Source organism: Dechloromonas denitrificans (genome assembly GCF_020510665.1).
GTDB classification, from domain to species: domain Bacteria; phylum Pseudomonadota; class Gammaproteobacteria; order Burkholderiales; family Rhodocyclaceae; genus Azonexus; species Azonexus denitrificans_B.
Genome location: NZ_CP075187.1, coordinates 1,819,867 through 1,841,159 on the forward strand (window position 1 = coordinate 1,819,867; position 21,293 = coordinate 1,841,159).

The 21,293-nt window shown below is 55.5% G+C and carries 19 protein-coding genes; 7 read left to right on the forward strand and 12 right to left on the reverse strand.

The genetic code is table 11. The features are described 5' to 3' along the window. Nucleotides 1-5 precede the first annotated feature (5 nt). A complete protein-coding gene (purL, locus tag KI614_RS08550) occupies nucleotides 6-3,935 on the reverse strand; it encodes a phosphoribosylformylglycinamidine synthase (protein ID WP_226404607.1) in 3,930 nt (1,309 codons plus the stop codon). A 246-nt stretch (nucleotides 3,936-4,181) separates the two neighbouring features. Here purL and KI614_RS08555 point away from each other — a divergent pair, with 246 nt between their 5' ends. The 6 genes from KI614_RS08555 (at nucleotide 4,182) to KI614_RS08580 (ending at nucleotide 8,911) form a co-directional block, all read left to right on the forward strand. Further along, a complete protein-coding gene (locus KI614_RS08555) occupies nucleotides 4,182-4,949 on the forward strand; it encodes a hypothetical protein (RefSeq protein WP_226409285.1) in 768 nt (255 codons plus the stop codon). 121 nt (nucleotides 4,950-5,070) lie between these two features. Beyond that, a complete protein-coding gene (locus KI614_RS08560; RefSeq protein WP_226404610.1) occupies nucleotides 5,071-6,567 on the forward strand; it encodes a protein adenylyltransferase SelO in 1,497 nt (498 codons plus the stop codon). A 110-nt stretch (nucleotides 6,568-6,677) separates the two neighbouring features. After that, on the forward strand, nucleotides 6,678-6,992 hold the full coding sequence (locus KI614_RS08565) for a YbjQ family protein (RefSeq protein ID WP_226404612.1): 315 nt from the start codon (nucleotides 6,678-6,680) through the stop codon (nucleotides 6,990-6,992). Nucleotides 6,993-6,995: 3 nt separating this feature from the next. Next, the gene (locus tag KI614_RS08570; protein WP_226404615.1) at nucleotides 6,996-7,439 is read left to right on the forward strand and encodes a YbjQ family protein; all 444 of its coding nucleotides are present in this window, start codon (nucleotides 6,996-6,998) and stop codon (nucleotides 7,437-7,439) included. Nucleotides 7,440-7,443: 4 nt separating this feature from the next. Then, a complete protein-coding gene (locus KI614_RS08575; protein WP_226404617.1) occupies nucleotides 7,444-8,298 on the forward strand; it encodes a M48 family metallopeptidase in 855 nt (284 codons plus the stop codon). 133 nt (nucleotides 8,299-8,431) lie between these two features. Next, complete coding sequence (locus KI614_RS08580) at nucleotides 8,432-8,911, forward strand: DUF2141 domain-containing protein (protein WP_226404619.1); 480 nt, start codon at nucleotides 8,432-8,434, stop codon at nucleotides 8,909-8,911. Nucleotides 8,912-8,992: 81 nt separating this feature from the next. On the opposite strand, the gene KI614_RS08585 is transcribed toward KI614_RS08580, so the two are convergent. The 11 genes from KI614_RS08585 to KI614_RS08635 form a co-directional block, all read right to left on the reverse strand. After that, nucleotides 8,993-9,415, reverse strand: coding sequence for an SRPBCC family protein (locus tag KI614_RS08585; RefSeq protein WP_226404621.1), 423 nt, complete (start codon nucleotides 9,413-9,415; stop codon nucleotides 8,993-8,995). Between the two features lie 78 nt (nucleotides 9,416-9,493). After that, nucleotides 9,494-9,907: a VOC family protein gene (locus tag KI614_RS08590; protein ID WP_226404623.1), complete on the reverse strand. Its 414-nt coding sequence runs from the start codon at nucleotides 9,905-9,907 to the stop codon at nucleotides 9,494-9,496. Between the two features lie 125 nt (nucleotides 9,908-10,032). Further along, complete coding sequence (locus tag KI614_RS08595; RefSeq protein WP_226404625.1) at nucleotides 10,033-10,344, reverse strand: hypothetical protein; 312 nt, start codon at nucleotides 10,342-10,344, stop codon at nucleotides 10,033-10,035. 230 nt (nucleotides 10,345-10,574) lie between these two features. Continuing rightward, complete coding sequence (locus tag KI614_RS08600) at nucleotides 10,575-11,612, reverse strand: IS630 family transposase (RefSeq protein ID WP_226404628.1); 1,038 nt, start codon at nucleotides 11,610-11,612, stop codon at nucleotides 10,575-10,577. Between the two features lie 174 nt (nucleotides 11,613-11,786). Next, nucleotides 11,787-12,167, reverse strand: a complete 381-nt coding sequence (locus tag KI614_RS08605; RefSeq protein ID WP_226404630.1) for a hypothetical protein — start codon at nucleotides 12,165-12,167, stop codon at nucleotides 11,787-11,789. Between the two features lie 11 nt (nucleotides 12,168-12,178). Further along, nucleotides 12,179-12,928, reverse strand: coding sequence for a DUF262 domain-containing protein (locus KI614_RS08610; protein WP_226404632.1), 750 nt, complete (start codon nucleotides 12,926-12,928; stop codon nucleotides 12,179-12,181). A 99-nt stretch (nucleotides 12,929-13,027) separates the two neighbouring features. Beyond that, nucleotides 13,028-14,266: a hypothetical protein gene (locus KI614_RS08615; RefSeq protein WP_226404635.1), complete on the reverse strand. Its 1,239-nt coding sequence runs from the start codon at nucleotides 14,264-14,266 to the stop codon at nucleotides 13,028-13,030. A 240-nt stretch (nucleotides 14,267-14,506) separates the two neighbouring features. Next, nucleotides 14,507-14,866, reverse strand: coding sequence for a hypothetical protein (locus tag KI614_RS08620; protein WP_226404637.1), 360 nt, complete (start codon nucleotides 14,864-14,866; stop codon nucleotides 14,507-14,509). After that, nucleotides 14,867-17,092, reverse strand: a complete 2,226-nt coding sequence (locus KI614_RS08625) for a DUF262 domain-containing protein (RefSeq protein WP_226404639.1) — start codon at nucleotides 17,090-17,092, stop codon at nucleotides 14,867-14,869. After that, nucleotides 17,089-18,069, reverse strand: a complete 981-nt coding sequence (locus tag KI614_RS08630; RefSeq protein ID WP_226404642.1) for a helix-turn-helix transcriptional regulator — start codon at nucleotides 18,067-18,069, stop codon at nucleotides 17,089-17,091. The genes KI614_RS08625 and KI614_RS08630 overlap by 4 nt, the downstream gene beginning before the upstream one ends. A 3-nt stretch (nucleotides 18,070-18,072) precedes the next feature. Then, the gene (locus tag KI614_RS08635) at nucleotides 18,073-19,572 is read right to left on the reverse strand and encodes a DUF2779 domain-containing protein (RefSeq protein WP_226404644.1); all 1,500 of its coding nucleotides are present in this window, start codon (nucleotides 19,570-19,572) and stop codon (nucleotides 18,073-18,075) included. 1,070 nt (nucleotides 19,573-20,642) lie between these two features. Between KI614_RS08635 and KI614_RS08640 the strand changes: the two genes are divergently transcribed. Next, on the forward strand, nucleotides 20,643-20,966 hold the full coding sequence (locus KI614_RS08640) for a hypothetical protein (protein ID WP_226404646.1): 324 nt from the start codon (nucleotides 20,643-20,645) through the stop codon (nucleotides 20,964-20,966). Nucleotides 20,967-21,293: the final 327 nt, after the last annotated feature.

Genomic DNA, 21,293 nt, shown 5'->3' on the forward strand with positions numbered 1-21,293 from the left:
ATGACTTAACCGACCCAGCGCCGTGCGTTGCGGAACATGCGCAGCCACGGCGAATCTTCGCCCCAGTTCTCTGGGTGCCAGGACATCTGCACGGTGCGGAAAACGCGCTCCGGGTGCGGCATCATGATTGTGAAGCGGCCGTCAGCCGTGGTCACCGCGGTCAGACCGTTCGGCGAACCGTTCGGGTTGTACGGATAGACTTCGGTCGGTTCGCCCTTGTTGTCGACGTAGCGCACGGCCGACAGCACCTTGCTCTGGTCGTCGGCGTTATCGAAGACGGCACGGCCCTCGCCGTGCGAAACGACGATAGGCACTTGCGAGCCTTCCATGCCGGCGAAGAAGATCGACGGCGAATCGAGGATTTCGGTCATCACGAAACGTGCTTCGAACTGCTCAACCTTGTTGCGGCGGAAGGCCGGCCAGTTTTCGGCGCCCGGAATAATGGATTTGAGGGCGCTCATCATCTGGCAGCCATTGCAGACGCCGAGAGCAAAGGTGTCCTTGCGATTGAAGAAAGCTGCGAATTCCTCGCGGCAGCCGTCATGCATCAGGATGGTCCGCGCCCAGCCGAGGCCGGCACCGAGCACGTCGCCATACGAGAAGCCACCGCAGGCGACCAGACCCTTGAAGTCCTTGAGGCTGACGCGACCGGCCAGAATGTCGCTCATATGGACGTCGACCGAAGCAAAGCCGGCGCGATCGAAGGCGGCGGCCATTTCGTAATGGCTGTTGACGCCCTGCTCGCGCAGGATGGCGACGCGCGGGCGACCGCTGATGTCCTGATAGACCTGGGTGAAATCTTCCTGCGGATCGAAAGTCAGCTTCGGCGTCAGGCCGGGGTCGGTGACATCGAGGATGCGGTCGAATTCCTGCTGGGCGCAGCTCGGATTGTCGCGCATGGCCTGCATCTGGTAGCTGGTCTCGGACCAGGCACGTTGCAGGTCGACGCGCTTTTCACGCAGCACGCGCTTGGCGTTGCGGGTGACGCGGATTTCGTCCCATTCGTTCATCGTGCCGATGAAATGGTAGGGCACGCCGCAGGCGCGCAGGATCGGCGTGACCTGTTCGCGGTCGGCGCGGCGGATCTGGATCAGCGCGCCGAGTTCCTCGTTGAACAGCGCACGCACGATGTTTTCGAAATCGCGGCCGGCCAGCAGGTTGGTCAGTTTCTCGGAACCATCGACATCGCCGGCACCGGCGTCGTAGCAGATGCCGTCGAGATCGAGCGACACGCCGCGGCGCGTGGCGAATGCCATTTCGCAGGCGGCGACGAACAGGCCGCCGTCGGAACGGTCGTGGTAGGCGAGCAGCAGGCCGTCGCGGTTGAGTTTCTGCACGGCGTCGAACAGGCCTTTCAACTGGGCCGGATCGTCGACGTCCGGCGCCTCGCTGCCGGTGGCGTTATACACCTGGGCCAGCGCCGAGCCGCCGAGGCGCCTTTTGCCCAGATCGAGCAGCAGCAGTTCGGTTTCTTCCTGGCCGACGGCCAGTTGCGGGGTTTTGGTCTTACGCACGTCGTCGACCGCGGCGAACGAAGTGACGACCAGCGACAAGGGCGATACCACCTGCTTCTTCTCGCCGCCCTCTTCCCAGGCCGTGCGCATCGACAGCGAATCCTTGCCGACCGGGATCGACACGCCGATCGCCTTGCACAGCTCGGCGACGGCCTCGACGGTGTCGAACAGGCGGGCATCTTCGCCCGGCACGCCGCAGGGCGCCATCCAGTTGGCCGACAGCTTGACCTTGCCGAGTTCGCCGACATCGGCGGCGGCCAGGTTGGTCAGCGCTTCGCCGATGGCCATGCGGCCGGAAGCCGGGGCATCGAAGACAGCCAACGGCGTGCGCTCGCCCATGGCGAAAGCTTCGCCGAGGTAACCCTGGTAACCCATCGTCGTGACGGCGACGTCGGCCACCGGCACCTGCCACGGGCCGACCATCTGATCACGCGCCGTCATGCCGCCGACCGAACGGTCGCCGATGGTGATCAGGAAGGTCTTGTCGGCGATGGTCGGCAGACGCATCAGGCGATAGGCGGCATCCTTGAGTTCGATAGAGGCGGCGTCGAAAGAGACGAAGGTTTCCGGCTGGTGCGTCACGTCGCGCGTCATGCGCGGCGGCTTGCCCAAAAGGGCTTCCATTTCCATGTCGACCGGATTGACGCCGAAATGGTCGTCGGTCACGGTCAGGTGGCCGTCGCCAGTGGCTTCGCCGACCACGGCAAACGGGCAGCGCTCGCGCTCGCACATGGCCTGAAATTCTGCGATGCGGTTGGGCGGGATGGCCAGCACGTAACGTTCTTGCGATTCGTTGGACCAGATTTCGGCCGGCGACATGCCCGGCTCTTCAGTCGGCACCTTGCGCAGATCGAACACGGCGCCGACACCGCCCGAATGGGCGAGTTCCGGCAGGGCGTTGGAAACGCCGCCGGCACCGACGTCGTGCACCGACAGGATGGGATTGTTCTTGCCCATCTGCCAGCAACGGTCGATGACTTCCTGCGCACGGCGCTGGATTTCCGGGTTGCCACGCTGCACAGAAGCGAAGTCGAGATCTTCGGCATTGGAGCCGGCCGTCATCGACGAGGCAGCGCCACCACCGAGACCGATCAGCATGCCGGGGCCGCCGAGTTGCACGAACTTGGTACCGACCGGGAAAGTTTCGTCTTTGAACGACTGCTCGGCCTGGATGGAACCGAGACCACCGGCAATCATGATCGGCTTGTGGTAGCCGCGCACGGTGCCGGCGACATCCTGCTCGTAGGTACGGAAATAGCCGGTCAGGTTCGGGCGGCCGAATTCATTGTTGAACGCTGCCGCGCCAATCGGGCCTTCGAGCATGATGTCGAGGGCCGAGGCGATGCGCGACGGGCGGCCATAGGCCTTTTCCCACGGCTGCGGCGCATCGGGCAGGTTCAGGTTGGAGACCGAGAAACCGCAGAGGCCAGCCTTCGGCTTGGAACCCTTGCCGGTGGCGCCTTCGTCACGGATTTCGCCGCCGGAACCGGTCGAAGCGCCGGGGAACGGGGAAATCGCCGTTGGGTGGTTGTGCGTCTCGACCTTGGTCAGGATGTGGGTCAGCTCTTCCTTGTAGCTGTAGCCGCGGTCGGCATCCGGGTAGAAACGCTGGATGGTCGCGCCTTCGATGATCGAGGCGTTGTCGGCGTAGGCCATGATCGTGCCTTGCGGCGCGGCGGCATGGGTTTCGCGGATCATGCCGAACAGGGTCTTGTCCTTCTTCTCGCCGTCGATCACCCAGGAGGCGTTGAAGATCTTGTGGCGGCAGTGTTCGGAATTGGCCTGGGCGAACATCATCAGTTCGACGTCGGTCGGGTTGCGGCCGGCCTTGGTGAACACGTCGAGCAGGTAATCGATTTCGTCGTCGGACAGCGCCAGGCCGAGCGAACCGTTGGCTTCAACCAGCGCGGTTTTGCCGCCGGCCAGCACGTCGACGGTATTGAGCGGCTTCGGCTCGAAATGGCGGAACAGTTCGCCGGCGGCGGCGAAACCGGGCAGCACGGAATCGGTCATCCGGTCGTGCAGCAGGCCAGCAACGATTTTCTTCTCTGCTGCGGTCAACGCCCGGTTTTTCTGCAAAACCACATGGAAGGCGACAACGCGCTCGATACGCTCGATGGCATCGAGGTCGCAATTCCAGGCGATGTCGGTGGCCTTGGACGACCACGGCGAAATGGTGCCGATACGCGGTGCAACGAGGAACAGTTCGCCAGACTCAGCAGTGGCGGCCTTCTCTTCCAGCAGCGTCGCCAGCTTGGCGCGCTCTTCCGCGGTCAACGCACGCTTGAGGGCAGAAACGTGCCAGTAATCGGCGACGACCGATTCGATGTCAGACACCGCCGCGACCAGGCGGGCTTGCAGGCGTTGCAGACGGAAGGCGGAAAAGGCGGCGTCGCCCTTGAGGCAAAGAATGTCGGCCATTGAGAGTGATTTCAGTGTTAGGCGGGAAGGCCGGCATTATACCTGAGGCTGGAGTAGCCGCGCTTCGGCTGGCAAGTGCGAACCGGATTTGTCACGCGATCCGAGCAACATTTTCGATTATTTACCTTGAGCCACCGATTTCCCGGTGCATCAGCCCGCCCTGCTGCGCTTAAAATCCCGCCGATGCCGATTTCCGATATATCACCCGAACAGCGCGCCCTTCACCGGGCATTCGCCGTTTCCCTGGTGATTCACTTGCTGCTTTTGTTCGCAGTCCACACCGCCCCGCCCAGCAGTCCGGTCGGCGCATTGCGTCTGGAAGCCAGCCTGGCGCCGCCAGCCCAACCGACCGCCAGCGAAACAAGTGCCGCACCTCCTGAAAAGAAAGCGGCAACACCGGCCAAAAATAGTAAAAACACGCCGCGCCCCCGTGTCCTGAGCACCAACAAGCCAGGCAACCCCACGGCACCGACCTGGACTGCTGCCCAAAAAGCGGAGATGGACAGCTTTCTCAACGAAATAGACCAGCAAGCCAGAGCCGCCCCCAAACCCACGCTGGCCCAGCGCTCGCTGGCCATGGCCCGTGAGCAGGCTCGCCAACTGGCGGCGCAGGATGAGGCCGGCGAAGCCATGCTGGAACGTCGACCGAACGGTCCGCCGGCCGATCCTTTCAGCCTGGAAATGTATATGGATGGCCTGGTGCGCCGCCTCAACCGCAGCGCCGCCTATGTCCGCAACGATCCGCGCAGCAAGGGCATACGCCCGGCCTCGGTGCAATTCAGGCTCAATCCGGACGGCTCGCTGAAATCCTTCGTCGTACTCAATGCCGGCGATCAGGCCGATGAAATTGCCTACATCAAGTCGGTCATCGAGCGCTCGGTGCCGTTTTCGCCCTTCCCGCCGGACATCGACAAAGCTGCCCGTTCGCTCGGCGTCACCATCTGCATCCAGCCCGGCAGCAGCGACAGCAGCGGCCTTGGATTCAGCCGGATGCACGGCGGGCGCTGCCGCTAAAACCTGCACCCGCGCGGATTTCCGGAACCATCGCCGGTGGCGCCAGTCGAATCCGACGCCCATCGGCTGCCCGCCCCCCGGCTGGCGCCGCATGCCTGACCAGCCTAGCCCCGAAAAAAACATGTCCATCCACAACGCCCCCGGCAGCCCCACCCTGTTCGATTTCGACAACAGCTACGCCCGTCAGCTCGACGGCTTCTATCGTCGCTGCCTTCCGGAAACAGCCCCAAAGCCACAATTGATACGCCTCAATCGGCAACTGGCTAAAGAACTGCGGGCCGACGCCGACCAACTGGCCAGCCCACAAGGCGTTGCCGTGCTCGCCGGCAACCTGCTGCCCGCCGGAGCCGATCCCCTGGCGCAGGCTTATGCCGGCCACCAATTCGGCGGCTTTTCACCTCGCCTCGGCGACGGGCGCGCCTTGCTGCTGGGTGAAGTGATCGACCGCCACGGCAAGCGCCGCGACATTGCCTTCAAGGGATCGGGCCGCACCCCGTTTTCGCGCAGCGGTGACGGCAAATGCGCACTCGGACCGGCGCTGCGTGAATACATCGTCGGCGAAGCGATGGCCGCCCTTGGCATCCCGACCACGCGGGCGCTGGCTGTCGTCGCGACAGGCGACATGGTGCGCCGCGAACGCGCCCTGCCCGGCGCCCTGCTTACCCGTGTTGCCGCCAGCCATGTGCGGGTTGGCACCTTCGAATTCTTCGCCGCTCACCACGGCCCGGAAAAAGTCCGGCAACTGGCCGACTATGTCATCGAGCGCCACGACCCACAGCTGGCCGGCACAGAGCGCCCCTATCTCGGGCTGCTCGAAGCTGTCACCGAACGCCAGGCTGAACTGGTCGCCCGCTGGCTCGGTGTCGGCTTCATTCATGGCGTGATGAATACCGACAATATGACTCTCTCCGGCGAAACCATCGACTACGGCCCTTGCGCCTTCATGGAAGCCTACAACCCGGGCACCGTGTTCAGTTCGATTGACCGCCACGGCCGCTACGCCTACGACCAGCAAGCCGACATCGCGCAGTGGAACCTCGCCCGGCTGGCTGAATGCCTGCTGCCGCTGATCGATCCGGACGAAGAACAAGCCATGCGCCTGGCCGTCGCTGAGATCGAAGCCTTCCCCGAGCGGCACGCCCGGCATTGGCTTGCCGTCATGCGCGACAAGCTCGGCCTGGACGCCGAAGGCGATGCCGCAGTCGACCGTGCGCTGGCAAGCGATTTCCTCGAACTGCTGCAACAACAGCAAGCCGATTTCACCAACGCGTTCCGCGCCCTGTTTGACGCCGCCAACGGCAGCGATGCGGCGATCAAGCAACTGCTCGGCCAGAACCCCCGCTACACCGAATGGCAGGCTCGCTGGCTGAACCGCCTGGCGCAACGCAGCCCGGCGCAACTGGCCATCATGCAGCGCGCCAACCCCTGCTATATCGCCCGCAACCATCTGGTTGAAAATGCCCTCGAAGCAGCCGTCGACCGTGGCGACCTCGCGCCTTTTGAGCGCCTGCTCGGCGTACTGGCCGAACCATTCGACGAACGCCCGGCTGACGCACTTTATGCCGAACCGGCTCCGGCCGAAGTCACCGCTGCTTATCAGACTTTCTGCGGGACCTGAGCCTCCGTAGACAAAAATGCTTTTCAAATAACACCAGGGGCATAAAATAGCCAGCGATGTGCGGTCAGCACGCATCATCACTCTTACACTCAAAGTTAAAAGGCCTCTCCATGATCGTCACCAATATCGAAACCGTTCCCGGCAAAAACATCATCAAACACCTCGGCATGGTCAGCGGCAACACCGTTCGCTCGAAACACGCTGGACGCGACCTGATGGCCGGCCTGAAAAACATTTTCGGCGGCGAATTGAAGGGCTACACCGAACTACTCACTGAATCGCGTGAAGAAGCCATTGAGCGCATGCTGGCCCAAGCCACAGCCATCGGTGCCAATGCCGTGGTCAATGTCCGCTTTTCAACTTCTTCCGTTGCCGTCGGTGCTGCCGAATTGTTCGCCTACGGCACGGCCGTCGTGGTGGATTAAGCGATGTACGATCTGATTCTATTTGGCGTCATGCTGCTGCTCGGCTTTGTCTTCGGACAGATCGCCGAAAAACGCCACTTTCGCAGCATCATTCAGAGAGAGCAGGAACTGCGCGACATTCTCTGCTTCAGCGAGAGAAAAATCCCCGAGCAAGGGCCAATCGATGCCGCCCTGGTTTCCGGCAGCGTCGTCATCTCGGTCGATTTTTTCAAGCGTTTCGTCGCCAACCTGCGCAACTTCATCGGCGGCCGGGTCAGCGCTTACGAGTCCTTGCTCGAACGGGCCCGACGCGAAGCCATCCTGCGCATGAAAGCCGAAGCCCGGGCGCGCGGTGCGACCAGCGTCTGGAACATTCGTCTCGAAACCGCATCGATCAGCAAAAATGCGGCACAAGGCATCGGTGCGGTCGAGGTCGTCGCCTACGGCACGGCAGTCACCCCGCGCTAAATCCATGGCCGATTACGAGAATCGCCCCGTCCCGGAAGGGATCAACGTTTCACCCAGCCATCCACTGCGAGAGTTTGCGCTTCTGGTCGCCGGCATATCGGGGCTGATTCTCGTCGTCACACTGGTCGTCTCGCTGCTGGCCGGCCAATTTGCCCGGCACATTCCGTTCACCGAGGAAAAGGCCCTGGCCGAAAGCCTGGCCACCCGGTGGCCGACAACTGCCGGCAACCAGCTCGACCAGCAACGGCAAACCTATCTGCAAAACCTGGCCGACCGCCTTGGCGCTGTCATGAACCTGCCGGCCGGCATGAATATCACGGTGCATTACGCCTCATCCGACACAGTCAATGCAATGGCAACACTGGGCGGCCACATCATCGTGTTTCAGGGGCTGATCGACAGCCTGCCGGATGAGAATGCGCTGGCCATGGTCGTTGCCCACGAAATTGCTCACGTCCGCAACCGCCACCCGATTGTCGCCATCGGCCGCGGCTTCGCCGTCGCGATGACCCTGAGCAGTCTCTCCGGGCTGGGCGATGGCCTGATGGAGCAATGGGTCGGCGGCCTCGGCATGTTGCCCGTTCTCTCCTTCAGTCGCGGGCAGGAAGAAGAAGCCGATGCCGACGCGCTTGAAGCACTCTATCGGCTTTACGGCCACGTCGAGGGTGCGACAAGCTTCTTCGAAAAAATTGCCAGACAAGAAGCGAGCGCCAGCAGCCCCGCCCTGTTCAACACCCATCCCGGCACCGAAGCGCGCATCGAACGCATCCGGCAATTTGCCCAAACCCATCCGGCGCAAGAAAAGGTCGTTCTGGTCGATTTGCCCGACGGGATCAAAACCGGGGCAAATTCGCCTTGATGCCAGGCGCACGCATGACCACTGGAAGCAAACTGCTTCGCCAAGATCTTGGGTATGCTCGCGCTATTCAAGCGAGAGCAAAGACCTCCACAGCCTCGACCTCTCTCCGATACACGCCGGATCATTGCCTCTGATGAACATGGAACAAGCTGAAATGAAAACAGGAAATACCACAACTGCGTCATCACGCTGGCCGATCCGGGCGTTTTTGCTGGCCTGCCTGCTGGGCACCGGAAACGCGATTGCCGATAGCGGCAAACTGGTCGTCGAGCTGGAGAATGTGCGTGATGACAGCGGCCAGATTCGTGCTTCCATCTACAGCGACCCGGAGAGCTTCAGGAAGGAAGATAAGGCATTGAAAATCGTCTCCCTGCCCGCTCGTGCAGGAAACATCACGCTCAACCTCGATGGCCTGGCCCCGGGCCGCTATGCGATGATGGTTTATCATGACGCCAATAATGACCAGAAGCTCAATCTTCGCTTCGGCATGTTTCCGACAGAGGGTTACGGCTTGTCGAACAATCCGGTCGTCATGGGGCCACCCAAGTTTTCTGAGAGTGCGTTCGATCTCAAACCAGGTGAAAACCGGATTTCGATCAAGATCGCCTACTAAGGCAGCGCGCCTTACAGCAACAGGCGTAATTCGCCATGCCCCAGCAAGCCATCAACTGATTAGTCAAAATCGCCGATCGCCTCAGACCGTCCCGGCACCTTCAGCAAGAGCCTTCAACCTGCTCAACGTGACAGGAAGACCTGAGTTCAACTGCCTGGACAACATCGGGCCCAGAACGAAGGACAGGAGACCCGAAAAAGTAACCCGGTGAACGACCTCGGTGACACCGTCCACGGGTACAAGCTCATGCTCGAACAGCATCCGAAACAGCGGGATTTTCGATTCGACCGTAAAGCATTTGGCAGGCTCCACCTCGGTCAGAAGCATAGGAACTGTCATGCCCTTTGGCGGCGTGATACGACCCGTAGTACCAACGCGAAATGGCCCGTCAATAGACGCCTGCTTCGTGTCAGGGTCCCAGCTGTGCCAGTTCCGGACATCTTCATATACCCGGAAGATCGTTTCGGGCGATGCGGCGATTGCAATTCGATGTTCAACCTTCATTCCGGACTTTCGAAAAAGGAAATAGTGAATAGACCCGGAAATATCAACACACCAGGGCAAAGACGCCCTGTGTGTTAATTACTCGGGCAAATGGCAAACCGCTTCAATGTTGTTGCCCTCTGGATCGATGACAAACGCACCATAGTAGTTTGCATGATAGTCAGGACGCAGACCTGGCGCGCCATTATCTTTTCCACCGGCGGCTATGGCCGCAGCGTAAAAGGCATCGACCTGTGCCCGATTTTTTGCACGCCACGCAAGGTGGCAACCGGATGTTGCAGCCGGGCCACCGTACGGTGAAGGCCCGTCGATAAACCACACATCCGCCTTCTTGCCATCAGGCTCGGATGAATCCGGATAGGCCAGCCCCACCATGTTTGAGCCGTAATTTCCTTCGAAGCATACGCTGTAGCCCAGAGGAGCCAAGGCCGCGCTGTAAAACGCCTTGGCCCGGGAAATATCAGTCACGCGAAATGTCATGTGGTCGAGCATGCGAAGAATCCTAGAGTTGGTTTGGCGTGCAAGAAAGCACACCGGATAACTGTATATTTATACAGCCTTCATTGCAAGTAAGCTATGCGCCCGAATTGACCAGGCCAGGCCGCCACAGCAAGGCATTACTCGATGACATGACCGCCGCCTTGTTGAAACACGAAGTACTTCCCTGTCCGGACAAGGTGAAGCGTATTTTGCTTCCACCACGCCACGGTTTCAGGATGCAATGCTTCAAGCGCCTGAATTGCGGCAAGGGATTCGACCATGTAGCCAGACTCCCGCACAATTTTTCCAGTCAGCCAAGCGAGCAAACCAGAGATCACGTTGCGAGAGCTGGAGAGAACGCCGGTTGTTGGATTGACCAGCCCGCGCAGAATGGCTGCAGTGTGCCCAATCCGGCCAGTCGAGCTTCTCCGAAGCAGCCATTCAGCCAAATCTCAACTTTTCAAACTGGCTTACCGCAAAGCGGCCATTGGCGGACTCACACTACCGGCCAGGAGCGGCCGCAGTACCCCCAAAAAATCGAGTAGCGCGAACGGCAGGTAACAAATTAAACACCCGCCGCTCGGCCCGATCCTCGGCCATAGGGTTGGAGGCGATTGAGCAACAACTGCACACTCCATTACGGATGTTCAATTATTAACCCGGCAATCCAATAGGTTCATTAGGCAGCATATTGGATTTTCCGATGTCTAAAATAGGACATAACCCGTTTTGGACGATTCTGTATTTTCATCATTGCGCCTCGCACCTTTGATTCCAGTTCATCCCGATTCTTGGCTGGTTTCCCACCATGAACCAATGCCTTCAAGTCACAGTTAAGATATTCGTCCGGATTGAGTTCTGGAGAATAGGCGGGCAAAAAGAACACCTCAATGTGTTCGCTGTGCTTTTTCAGCCAGTCCCGAACCTTGTTGCTGTGATGCACTCGCAGGTTGTCCAGAATCAAAAACACCTTGCGCCCGGCCTCCCGAACCAGGCGTGCCAGGAATCGAATCAGCACCGGGGCCGTCATCGTTTCCTGGTAGAGCATGAAGCGAACTTTCCCCTGATTGGTGACCGTCGAGATCATGTTCGTGGCGAATCGACTCCCGGGCATTCGTTGAACAGGCGTCTTCCCTGCCGGCGCATAGCTTCGACCGTGCTGGCAATCGCTACGGATGCCCGTTTCATCGCCCCAGTGAATCTCTGCCCCTTCTTCCTTGGCGCGCTGCGCAATGCCTGGGTAGCTCTCCTTGAGCCAGGCATCCACCAATTCAGGTTTCTGCTCGTACGCCTTCTTCAGTGGCTTCTGCGGCGTAAAACCCCAGCGCTTGAGATACTCACCCACCGTCCGAATCGGCATGTCGACCTTGAAACGACGATAGATCAACTCCTGAACGGCGGCTCGTGTCCACAGCGCAAATGACAGCTTGAGTTGGTCAGGCATCTTCTCACTGATCAACTGCTGTACCACCCACTCCTGTTCCACACTCAGCGTGCGTCGCTCGCCCACCTCGGTGCCACGCTTGCCACCCTCTACCGCCGACTTGAGACCTTCTGCCTGATAACGCGACCACCAGTATTGGACCGTACGGGGATGCACCCCGACCGTTTCTCCAATTTCGGCAAATTCGCGTCCGTTCATTCGCATCCGAAGCGCTATCTTGCGCTTCTCCTTCTGTTGCTCTGGCTTGAGCTTGCGGGCATCTTCTTTGTTCATGTCAATATCATAACACAAACGCCCTATCAATTTGCCGGGTTAATACAACCAACTCCCGGCATGCCGCTTGGATCTGCACTCGTAAGTATCTCAGGGGAACGCATTTGCGATCCCGAACGAGATGAAATGAGGACTTGGCTCTACCCGGTATTTCCTGAAAACATTGAGGCTAACTCAACGAAGAGTATTCCTGCCGCCAGCGCTCCCGGTTGATTGACAGTGCACACAAAATTCACTGGCGTTACCGGTAAGTTCGCAAGTGGCACCGGCCCTCTGTTGGGCAAGTTCAATCAACTTCTCAGTATTTGCATCTCGGTAGTTCAGATGAACGCGCAGGATACCGAATTTTGACTTGACCTGAACGACCTCGAGATTCAGGGTGGGATGCGCTGCCTGATAATTGCTGAGTTCTTGGCTCAAGTCATACAACACCTGATACCAGCCGTCGCCACACTCGAAGCCCCAGCACATAGAGCTTTCAGATGGTGGCTTGTGGCGGCCACGATATAACTGCGGGAATGCTGCATAGAGGTTTTCAGTAAGGCGGGTTTGCATTCACTCTTTACTCATAGCGAACTCGACGCGCCATCGTAGATGAGCTTTATAACGATCTGGTTTGTCGGGGCCATTGCTGATTCGATAATTTGGGTCGGAAAATAGTCACGCCTGCGGCTATTCTGTACTGCCAAAATGGAAATAGAAGATTTCAAGGTTGGTGTGGACATTACGATCAGGAAGCAACGTTTCATCAGAAACGAGCCGAAGGCCCAAAGCTTATCGGCGTCATTCCCGAAGGACTTTCTGAGCCTTTCCCTCAACACTCTTGCGCAGCCCTGAATATTGATTCTGGATTCACTCTTGAGATCTGCCGGGGTATAACTCAGGAGAAGATCGAGTTGGGCAGCCTGAACATGATCGGCAAAGAATGAACGATCATGCTCTTGTAACCGAAGGCGTGGCTTAGGTACTTGGCTAGCGCAGGCTGGTTGGCAGATGTAATTCTGAAATTCAGCATGCTGTTCGCCCGAAAATTCTTCAGCCAGAACGGCTAGAAAGATAGTCAGGGTGGTTAATCGTTGTTGACCATCAAGCACATCGGCATCGGGGTACCAATCCGATTTGATCAGCACAATGCTGCCCAAAAAATAGATATCTTCCTGCCCACGTAGAAAGGCATCATAAAGATCGTCAAATAGCCGGGATACCTTTCCCTCATCCCAGGTATAGAGCGGCTGATAGCAGGGGATGTTGAAAGAGAACTCCGAACTGAATATTTTTTCTAACGGATATTCTGCACTACTGATTTTTTTGCTCATTTTAGTTCCTGACCACTCATGAAACCACCAGGCTCCAGTGATGACCTATGTTGGGCATTTAATTGCTCCCCACTTTGCTTACAGGCGATAGTTCCACGCTCATAGCACACGTATCGCACCTTCTGCCGATACCCCATCCGCCAAAATAGTGACCCGATACTCGTCTGCAAAATTTTGGTTATACGTCGCACCGAAGGTGATGAGTTGCCCATGATCCACATGGCCGATGGGGGCTCTGATAGTATTCAAGATGCCATTTACATCTTTTATCTTCATGCGCTTTCCAGAAGGCCCCTCTATTGAGACAAAAATGCTTGATGCGGAACGCAGACGTTGCATTCCAAGCAAGGGGTGAGAGATCGCGGTAAGCGCAGCCTTTTCTGCGGCATTCACCCCGACGGCGTGACCGTATCCCAGCGCCACATGGCCGTCGCTGGACAAAGCATCCTCGATGCTTTCAAGATCGACCGTGACCAATCCAGGTTCAAAAAGTGGTGAAGTCACACCTCGATAGATCTGCTCAAAAGTTGTAGCTGGAATGGATTTAAGGAAATCATCGCGTCTAAATGCATTGGTCATTCGTACCTCAAGGCCCCCTGTCGGCCAAACCATGCTGCCCTGTGTTGCTACCTCATAAGCGGTCATCGCCCGATCCATTCTGGGTGAAAGCAAACCGGTGCGTCGTGCTGACTGAGCTAACGCTTCACTAGAGATAGGAACGACTGCATTCGCGATGCCCTTTAGCGCAGACATTCCGGCCAGGGAAACTTGCCGGCGAAATTTTTCTTGATAGTGAAATAGCGTGATGGCGGCACAAATGCTCGTGATCCCTTTATTCCTCAAAACCTCAGCAACAATGGGGGCAACTATAGTGCCGGCATAAGACCCCATCTTCACGACAATAAATGCCAGGTCGAGATTGGCAACAGCTTCTGCAATTTCATCCTTCAAGTAACTAACATAATGCTCCCGAAACTTCGAGGGCATAGTTTTACCACCGTACATATCAGACAGTGAGTTACTGACGAGAATCTTTCGATTCGCCTCAACGCGATCTAATTCCAAGGGGAAATTGTCGATAGCGATTGAGCGATCTAGGTGAGGAAGCCTTCCGTACAGACTCGTGAGCACCTCTCCACCGGGGCTACCAACTGCAATCACCCCGATTCGGGGCGCCCTGCAAGAACAATCGTTATTAAATATGTTTTCAGGTCGACCAAGTAGCTCGGCGCTTTTCGGTAGCATGCCTGAAAACATTGCTCCTGCAAATCCCGTGGTGGGCAGAATCGAAGATGCAGCTAAAGCTGACAGAGTTTGCACAAATTGGCGCCGGTCCATGACATAGTTTCCATGAGGGATGACGGAAACAGTATCGACTGCGCTCCGACATAATGCGTCGCTGGTATGAGCCCTTAAAGTATTGGGGTTTCAAGGCGTTGACTGCGATATTTCGCGGACGGCGCCTTGTTTGTACCTGCCATTCGCACACTAACCCGACCGCACGGCAACCAGATCGTCGATAATCCTCAAATAGCAGGAGCTAGTTTTTAATCAAACTAACCATGAACTAGAATATAGCTATCCGTTTGATCGGAAATTACCTTTCACTCGATGTGCCCCGTTAAATATATCGATTTTTGGCATGGTTTTTTTTGGTTCTAATTTGCACGTTAGCCAGACGCCACCCAGATTTTCCGGGAGGCGTTTATTCTCGATATATAAATACTTCAGAGAGTGGATGACATCTGTAAACCACTCCCGATCTGTAATTACATATGAATAGAAATTAATGTGGCTAGGGAAGTCAGATCTATCAATTTTGTCATTGTTCTCAATGAACTCTTGCCAAAATATATTCGGCACAAGTAACGGATCTTTTCCTCTAGCTTGGCGCAGCTCATTTAATTGAGTTTCATCTAAGTTTAGCTTGATAGACATTTAGCTGTTCATCCATTTTCTGAAAATAAGTTCATCAAAATAACGCTTGTAAAGGTAGAAAGTTCGCTGTTCGACAGCATTCTGGAATGCCGCTGCGCGGTCTTCATCCCATACCCTTTTATTTTTCTCATCACGAGAACATTTTAGCCATTCGTGCGTGTGCGTCCCCGGAATCGCACTCCAGTTCAATAGCTCGCTCTGGGTGGCTGGCTCAAACTCTTGACCAACCCCATCGATCTGTTTCAGCTTCAGCTTCACATCAGGTGCTGTATCTCCATCGCTACGATTCTTGACGCTATCCCAGACCCGTAGATTGCCAATACTGTTACCAACACGCACAAGTGCTTCTTTGTTTTCACAAAACATTGTCAGGCTGGAAGGATTATTGCCTTCACCTGTCCAGCCATGCCAATGGTTAGACGGGCACAGGTGGTCATAGTCATAGGGTGTGTCATCTTCCCGCCCCGCGTACATCACACCAGTGAGCGTTGCTACATATTCACGTTGTAACCAAAGCAGGACAGTATGAGTATAGCTGTTGTTTTTATTCCACCAACGTGCATAAAACGTCCGTGCACTTTTGTGACCCTCATTGTCAGTTTCATCAAAAAAACGGCCATGCCAACCACGCAATGGCTTTTTTGGATTTGAAGGAGAAATCGAATACACCAAGTTTGCAACTTTTTCCAGTTCATCAGGACTGATCAGTGGAAACGCAACCTCCTCTTTAATTAAGAGATCAGCAATCGTTTTCCCAAGAAGATAATCTTTACTAACACTTTCCAATTTGGAAAATGCAATCCGGCTAGCATTTCCTGAATCTTTGACCCACATTATCCAGAACAAAACGAAACGGATAATTTCATCACGGTTTATCTCGCAAGTCCCATTCACATCCTTGGTCATACGAATCCATCGTAATAAAACCTGAATCAATGGTCGCCCCAGCAATGGGAAAGCTAATCGGGGAAGTCCATTGGGATTCGTGTCCTTGTGGTAAAGCAAGATGCTTTCAAGCTCAGCGAAAGACTGTCCGAGTTCTTTTGAATCAATAAGACCAAAAAACTTCTGAATCAGTCCATCTCCACCAATTTTAAGCATGCGATGGAATTCCTGCTTATCTGGATTGGCGACATCCTTAGTTGCCTTTGTTTCAGCAACAGCCAAACGTAAGGCGGTCATTACCAAATCTGTGTCAGTCAGAGTAGTTGAAATACTCCCAACACCATGAAGAGTTTCTACGAGTTCATATGTTTCCGGATAACGATTTTTTATGACTGAGTAGGCATAATCGGCGGTGGACAAATCTGTTCCACCAGTTCCGATTCGCTTAAACAGAATTGCTAGTGGCGGTTCAAGCGAGTCGTCATTGTTATTAATTATCTCGTCGCGGACCTTAATTAGCGGAATTTCGAGGATGAATAATTGATTTAGCGCGAATGAAAGCGATTCAACATACCCTATGGCTTGCATCTGCAATTTTTCGTCAAGAGCATCCCAAACGAGATATTCTTCCCAGGCAGACTTGTTTGACTCATTATTCAACAAGGGGCGCCATTTTTTAATCTTTTTAAGCTTCGAACAAACCTCCGCTTTCCATTTTTCTGAACAATTTATGCAAACCCACCTCTGAATCAACTCCTTCAGGTCAAGCGGTAAACTATGTCCATTTACGTATGGACATGTTTTCAAAAAATCGAGCGGAGCTTTGTCTCCGTGTTCCGCCTCATATGCCAAGATGGCTTTTCGACGATCCGCCAGTGGTAATTTGGTTGAAGGTGATTGCCGCTGAAAGCCAAATTTTTGGTTCTCGGTTGTCACTCGCATTCTGAAAACCTGACCTACATTTGCCTCATCAGCAAAGTCCACCCAAAGCCGGCGATCCATCAGCACTTTTGACTGCCATGCAATTAGCATTGACAATGTGCGCTGTTGTCCATCTAGCAATGCATACCCAGGGCTCTTCAATTCTTCCGCTTTTTCGTTTTTAATACCCATGCGCAAGACTTTGGTGCCAAGAGGAACGGAATTCAGCATAAAACTGCCGATCGGCATCCCTCGCAACAAGGTGTCCCAGAGATTGATAATTTGCTCCGGCTTCCACACCGAACCTCGTTGAATCATTGGCAAGACGATAGATACATTGTCATTGTTACCGCTGGCCCAATCCAGCCATTCTGATAGCTTCACCACAGCCACATTTTTTGAACCCACGAACAAATTCATGCCATTTTCCCTCCGGCATTGACTGCCATGGATTTTTTAATATCTCTCACCGCTTCCCCAAACCCTCTTAACCACCACTCCAGCATCGCCGAATCCACGACCGTGGCTGAAATTTCGTAGTCATCCTCGAGCTCCACAACTTCCTGTTCAGCAGATAGTGGCGATTCGAGCAAATGCAGCCCAGCTTCCTTCTCAATACGGAAGCTCAGTCGAACAAGTTCCCCATCTCCATAGGCAAATCGCCCATCGTTGTCGTATTGCCCAAGATCAAAATCCTTGGGGCGCACAAAAGTGAAGGTTGAGGTTCGGGCGGAAACAATGCGATGCAGTGCAAGGCTCCGCTCATTGTCATAGCCGTCAAACCGGCACACAAGATACATGCGCGGCCCTTGCTGTGCCAAGCCTAATGGCATGACCCGGCTTTCGGTCTGCTTACCCGCAGCGTTCTTGTATTCAACGGTCAGCCACTGATTGGCGAAGAGCGCATTGCTGACCTGTTCAAAAACATCGGGATCGACCTTCGGCGGCAATAGGGGCTGACCGGTGCTCACAACGCGCACCTTTTCCAGCCATTCTCGCTCGTGCTTTGTGCTGTCCTGGGCACCAAGCTGCTGGCGTGCCTGGACAAAGAAACCTTCCATTGATTTCATCAACCGGGCGGGAAGAAGATTTTGTAGTTGTTGCTCTGCCAGGGTAAGCAACAATGATTCCTGGACACTCAGGCTGGGTATGGAGAAGCCTTTTGCCCGCTCTTTCCATGAGTAGCGGTAAGGCTTTGTGCTGTCGTCCCGATCAAGGTCAAGATACTCCGACAGCGTTTCCAGTTGTCGCTGGATGGTCCGCATATCGCGCTCGAATCCGGCATCGGAAAGCTGTTGCCGGAGTTCTGCTGCAGTGACGGTACGACCCTTTGGAATGCGTTGTATCAATTCCAATGCAATCTGAAGCGTTTCGAGAGAGTCAGGGCGTTTGGGCATGGTTCAGAGCCTCAGGTCGTTCCGGCCGGCAAAGACCTGCCACAGGCGAACCATGGCGTAGGTATCGAGTTGGCAATAGGCCAGGAGTTGTTGTTGGATTTCGGATTTGCGTTCAACTGTCGTGTCCGGGTGAATGCCCTCCAGGAAAGCTTCCATGGCCATTCCGCCATCCTGAACACCGTCAAGAGCGTCGTAACGAAGTTCGGGAACGACCGCCGGCAACACCTTCTTGATGCTCCAGCTTCCTTGTTGGCTGGGGTGGTAGTAGCGTTCCCTTGCGACCGGGAGAAGATCAACGACGCGTTCGTTGATAGCAAGCAGCGATTCGCTCAATTCTGGGTAACGTTCGGCGAGTTCCCGAATGCGGGCCTTCTCAAATCCTGCGTTGTAGACGAACACCGGTCCATGCTGGCCGCAGACATTAACCAAGGCTAGCGCGAAAGCTTCGGAAGGGTCGTTGCCCGAGAGGTCAAGAAAATCTGAGTGTTCAAGCTCGCCCTCGGCTGACAAAACATGCAGGCTGAACTGGAACGTGATCTGTTGGTACGGACGGGTGCCTTTCCAGATCGGGACGGGAAACTGAATGGTTTCGAAATCCAGGAAATAGGCGGGAAGTTGATACGGCGAGAGGTCGGCGGAAGCGCCTTCCGCATCAAAATACACGGTGCCGGCCAGGGAGTGTTCCTTGACCCGTTGTTGCTTACTGTTAAGCAGGTCGTCGGGCACGTGTCTGAGATCATCCACACCTTCAGCAGCCAGTTCCCGAACCTTGGCAGAGGCGAATCGCGGGAGCCAATATACCGGGAACTCCGGCTTCGGCTCATCACGGCTGCAATAGCCGAAAAATCCGCATTCGAATGGTGAGTCGCAGTGCGCTCCAATAGCGATTGCCGGCTCGGTAGATTCAGCAACGATGTTTTGCGCTTGAGCGATCCAGCTTTCAACTTCCTCGCGCCGGGCGAAGGCCTCTGTAGTGAGATCGTTCTCTTTTAACAAGCCTTGATAATCACTGTTTCCGGGGTAAACCCATGAGCTGTCGATGTGGGCCAGTGAAATGGCTTGAAGAGGCACGCCGGCAGACTTGGCAACATAGGCTTGAACGGCTACATCATCGCGGTGGTAATCCTTGACGCTGGTCGAGGATTTGACCTCGACCATTCGCCAGGCCAATTGCCCATTTCTTTTTTCTGGCAGCATGACATCCGCGAAAGCCAGTGCGCCACCGGCTGAAAAACCGGCTTCAAAAATGGGCTGAGCGGTTTCAAGCAGTTCTGCGCTGCGACTGAATGCTCGCTCAAAGCCTTCGCTTCCGACGTCAATTAACGCCCCATCTCCTCTGGCGTCATAGATCTGGCGGGCAATATCGCCGACTTGAAAACCAACCTGGAAACGTGCCTCCGTTCCAGCGGAGTCTTCTCGCAAGTCCGGGCGATGAACTTCCAGCCAGAGGCGCTTTGGGCATTGTCGCAGGGCAAGGAGTTTGGATTTTGAAAATGGGCGCATGAGCGATTCCATGAGTTGAGATTGATGGCAGATGACTAATCCATCCTGGATGTCATTATTAGCCGACTAGCGTCATTTTGTGTCGTATGTATGCAGTCAGGCCGAAATTAAATCGATCCGTCACATCCTGTCGGATGCCTATGGAAACTGCAGCTCAGTAAGAGGCTACCGGCATTAAAATGCAAAACGAGTTGAGTTGATAATTCCGTACAACACTCTCTTGGCCGACTGATGCAGATAAACAAACAACAACCGCTCAACTATTAGGAGTTCAAGAATGGCAACGAAATGCAAGTACTGCGGCTCTTCAAATTTCGGAACAACGAACAGTTCAGGCCACCCCCATGGGTGCCATGAGCATACCGGCGTGGATTCAAAACATTGCGTGTTCTGTAACTCAACAAACTACGGCACCACAAGTACCTCTGGTCATCCAGACCGATGTCACAAACATGGTAGCGACGGGGGGCACTGTATTTATTGCGGATCGACAAACACGGGCACCACGAGCACTTCGGGCCATCCCAACAAGTGTCACGAACGATAAATCCAGAAACAGCCGGGGCTTTCAAGACACACATGGGCGTTGGCCCTGGCCAATTTATCGAACGGTAATCATCTTCAGTTGTAGCTCAGTAACGATGTCGATGCGTACTTCTCCGACTCGCAGGCAGTCATGCTGCGAGAGGGCTGGCGCAGCATAGCCATAACTGTGGTCGTAGAGGTCATGGAAAAGCCAACAATGCGGTTCCGCCCCCAAACCGTCTAAAGGGAATCTGTCGTTCCAGTCTTCGTCGTCATCCAGTATTTCTGTACGGGCTGATAGCGATTCATTGGAGGCAAGAGGTAGTTCGCGATTAGCCAGTGGGCTAGCATCACCTGTCTGTACCGCTGGGTCGTCTCTGTGAGGTGCATAGGCAATACATGCTTCAATATCGAACTCAGCCGCAAAATTTCCTAGCTAGGGTAGCTTTGTCGCCATGTGCTGCTGAATCTCGGTTGCGGATACCTCAGAATCTCCCAGCCCTAAAAAACCCGCATGGGTCGTTACTGATTGGCAGGCACAGGGATTGCCGATTCGGCTCTGCGAGCCGCTGCCCTTGAGTCGCAAGGACATCGCGATTGCCCATGACCGAGCCTATGTTAATGGGGTGTTGGATTGTCGTTTGCCCAATGGGTTTCGGGGTCGCCAGCCTGATGTCGCAGAATCGCCGCTATGGACAACCGGATCATTCCTGTCTGCCGCCCGTGCCGCCCTGAACAACGGCAAGGTTGTCTGCTCACCTACGTCCGGCTTTCATCATGCCGGGTATGCCCCGTCGGGAAAAATGCCTATTGTCGATGTGATCCAGATTCGCAAATCTGCTGCTGTGTCTCACCTTGAAGAGTTGTAATTCTGCGTAAGTGGTAAGTGCCCCGTAGCTGCCAACTTGGCAACATTGCCCCGATAACCGTTGGCCGAGATTGAGGCCTCACTCATGGGGTTGGGGTGGCTGCAATGGAATCAGAAAGCCGTCAGAGTGCTTGCAATTGTCATCGGGCGGCAATGGGCACGGAAGCGACCGTCGCCTTCTTGGGCTGATCACCGTAAAGCGGTCACTGACATTCCACTTCCCGAAAGCAGCCATTCCCCACTGGCAGTAGCATGCCCAAAGGTGACGGTCATCTTCTCATGTGTCAAACGGCCGGTATATGGGTGGAGCAGTGGCACAGTGTTGCCT

Excerpts from the sequence above, each read along its gene's own strand:
- purL (WP_226404607.1), bottom strand. The coding sequence starts at position 3,935 with ATGGCCGACATTCTTTGCCTCAAGGGCGACGCCGCCTTTTCCGCCTTC.
- KI614_RS08560 (WP_226404610.1), top strand. The coding sequence starts at position 5,071 with ATGTCCATCCACAACGCCCCCGGCAGCCCCACCCTGTTCGATTTCGAC.
- KI614_RS08565 (WP_226404612.1), top strand. The coding sequence starts at position 6,678 with ATGATCGTCACCAATATCGAAACCGTTCCCGGCAAAAACATCATCAAA.
- KI614_RS08570 (WP_226404615.1), top strand. The coding sequence starts at position 6,996 with ATGTACGATCTGATTCTATTTGGCGTCATGCTGCTGCTCGGCTTTGTC.
- KI614_RS08575 (WP_226404617.1), top strand. The coding sequence starts at position 7,444 with ATGGCCGATTACGAGAATCGCCCCGTCCCGGAAGGGATCAACGTTTCA.
- KI614_RS08580 (WP_226404619.1), top strand. The coding sequence starts at position 8,432 with ATGAACATGGAACAAGCTGAAATGAAAACAGGAAATACCACAACTGCG.
- KI614_RS08585 (WP_226404621.1), bottom strand. The coding sequence starts at position 9,415 with ATGAAGGTTGAACATCGAATTGCAATCGCCGCATCGCCCGAAACGATC.
- KI614_RS08590 (WP_226404623.1), bottom strand. The coding sequence starts at position 9,907 with ATGCTCGACCACATGACATTTCGCGTGACTGATATTTCCCGGGCCAAG.
- KI614_RS08600 (WP_226404628.1), bottom strand. The coding sequence starts at position 11,612 with ATGAACAAAGAAGATGCCCGCAAGCTCAAGCCAGAGCAACAGAAGGAG.
- KI614_RS08605 (WP_226404630.1), bottom strand. The coding sequence starts at position 12,167 with ATGCAAACCCGCCTTACTGAAAACCTCTATGCAGCATTCCCGCAGTTA.
- KI614_RS08610 (WP_226404632.1), bottom strand. The coding sequence starts at position 12,928 with ATGAGCAAAAAAATCAGTAGTGCAGAATATCCGTTAGAAAAAATATTC.
- KI614_RS08615 (WP_226404635.1), bottom strand. The coding sequence starts at position 14,266 with ATGGACCGGCGCCAATTTGTGCAAACTCTGTCAGCTTTAGCTGCATCT.
- KI614_RS08620 (WP_226404637.1), bottom strand. The coding sequence starts at position 14,866 with ATGTCTATCAAGCTAAACTTAGATGAAACTCAATTAAATGAGCTGCGC.
- KI614_RS08625 (WP_226404639.1), bottom strand. The coding sequence starts at position 17,092 with ATGAATTTGTTCGTGGGTTCAAAAAATGTGGCTGTGGTGAAGCTATCA.
- KI614_RS08630 (WP_226404642.1), bottom strand. The coding sequence starts at position 18,069 with ATGCCCAAACGCCCTGACTCTCTCGAAACGCTTCAGATTGCATTGGAA.
- KI614_RS08635 (WP_226404644.1), bottom strand. The coding sequence starts at position 19,572 with ATGCGCCCATTTTCAAAATCCAAACTCCTTGCCCTGCGACAATGCCCA.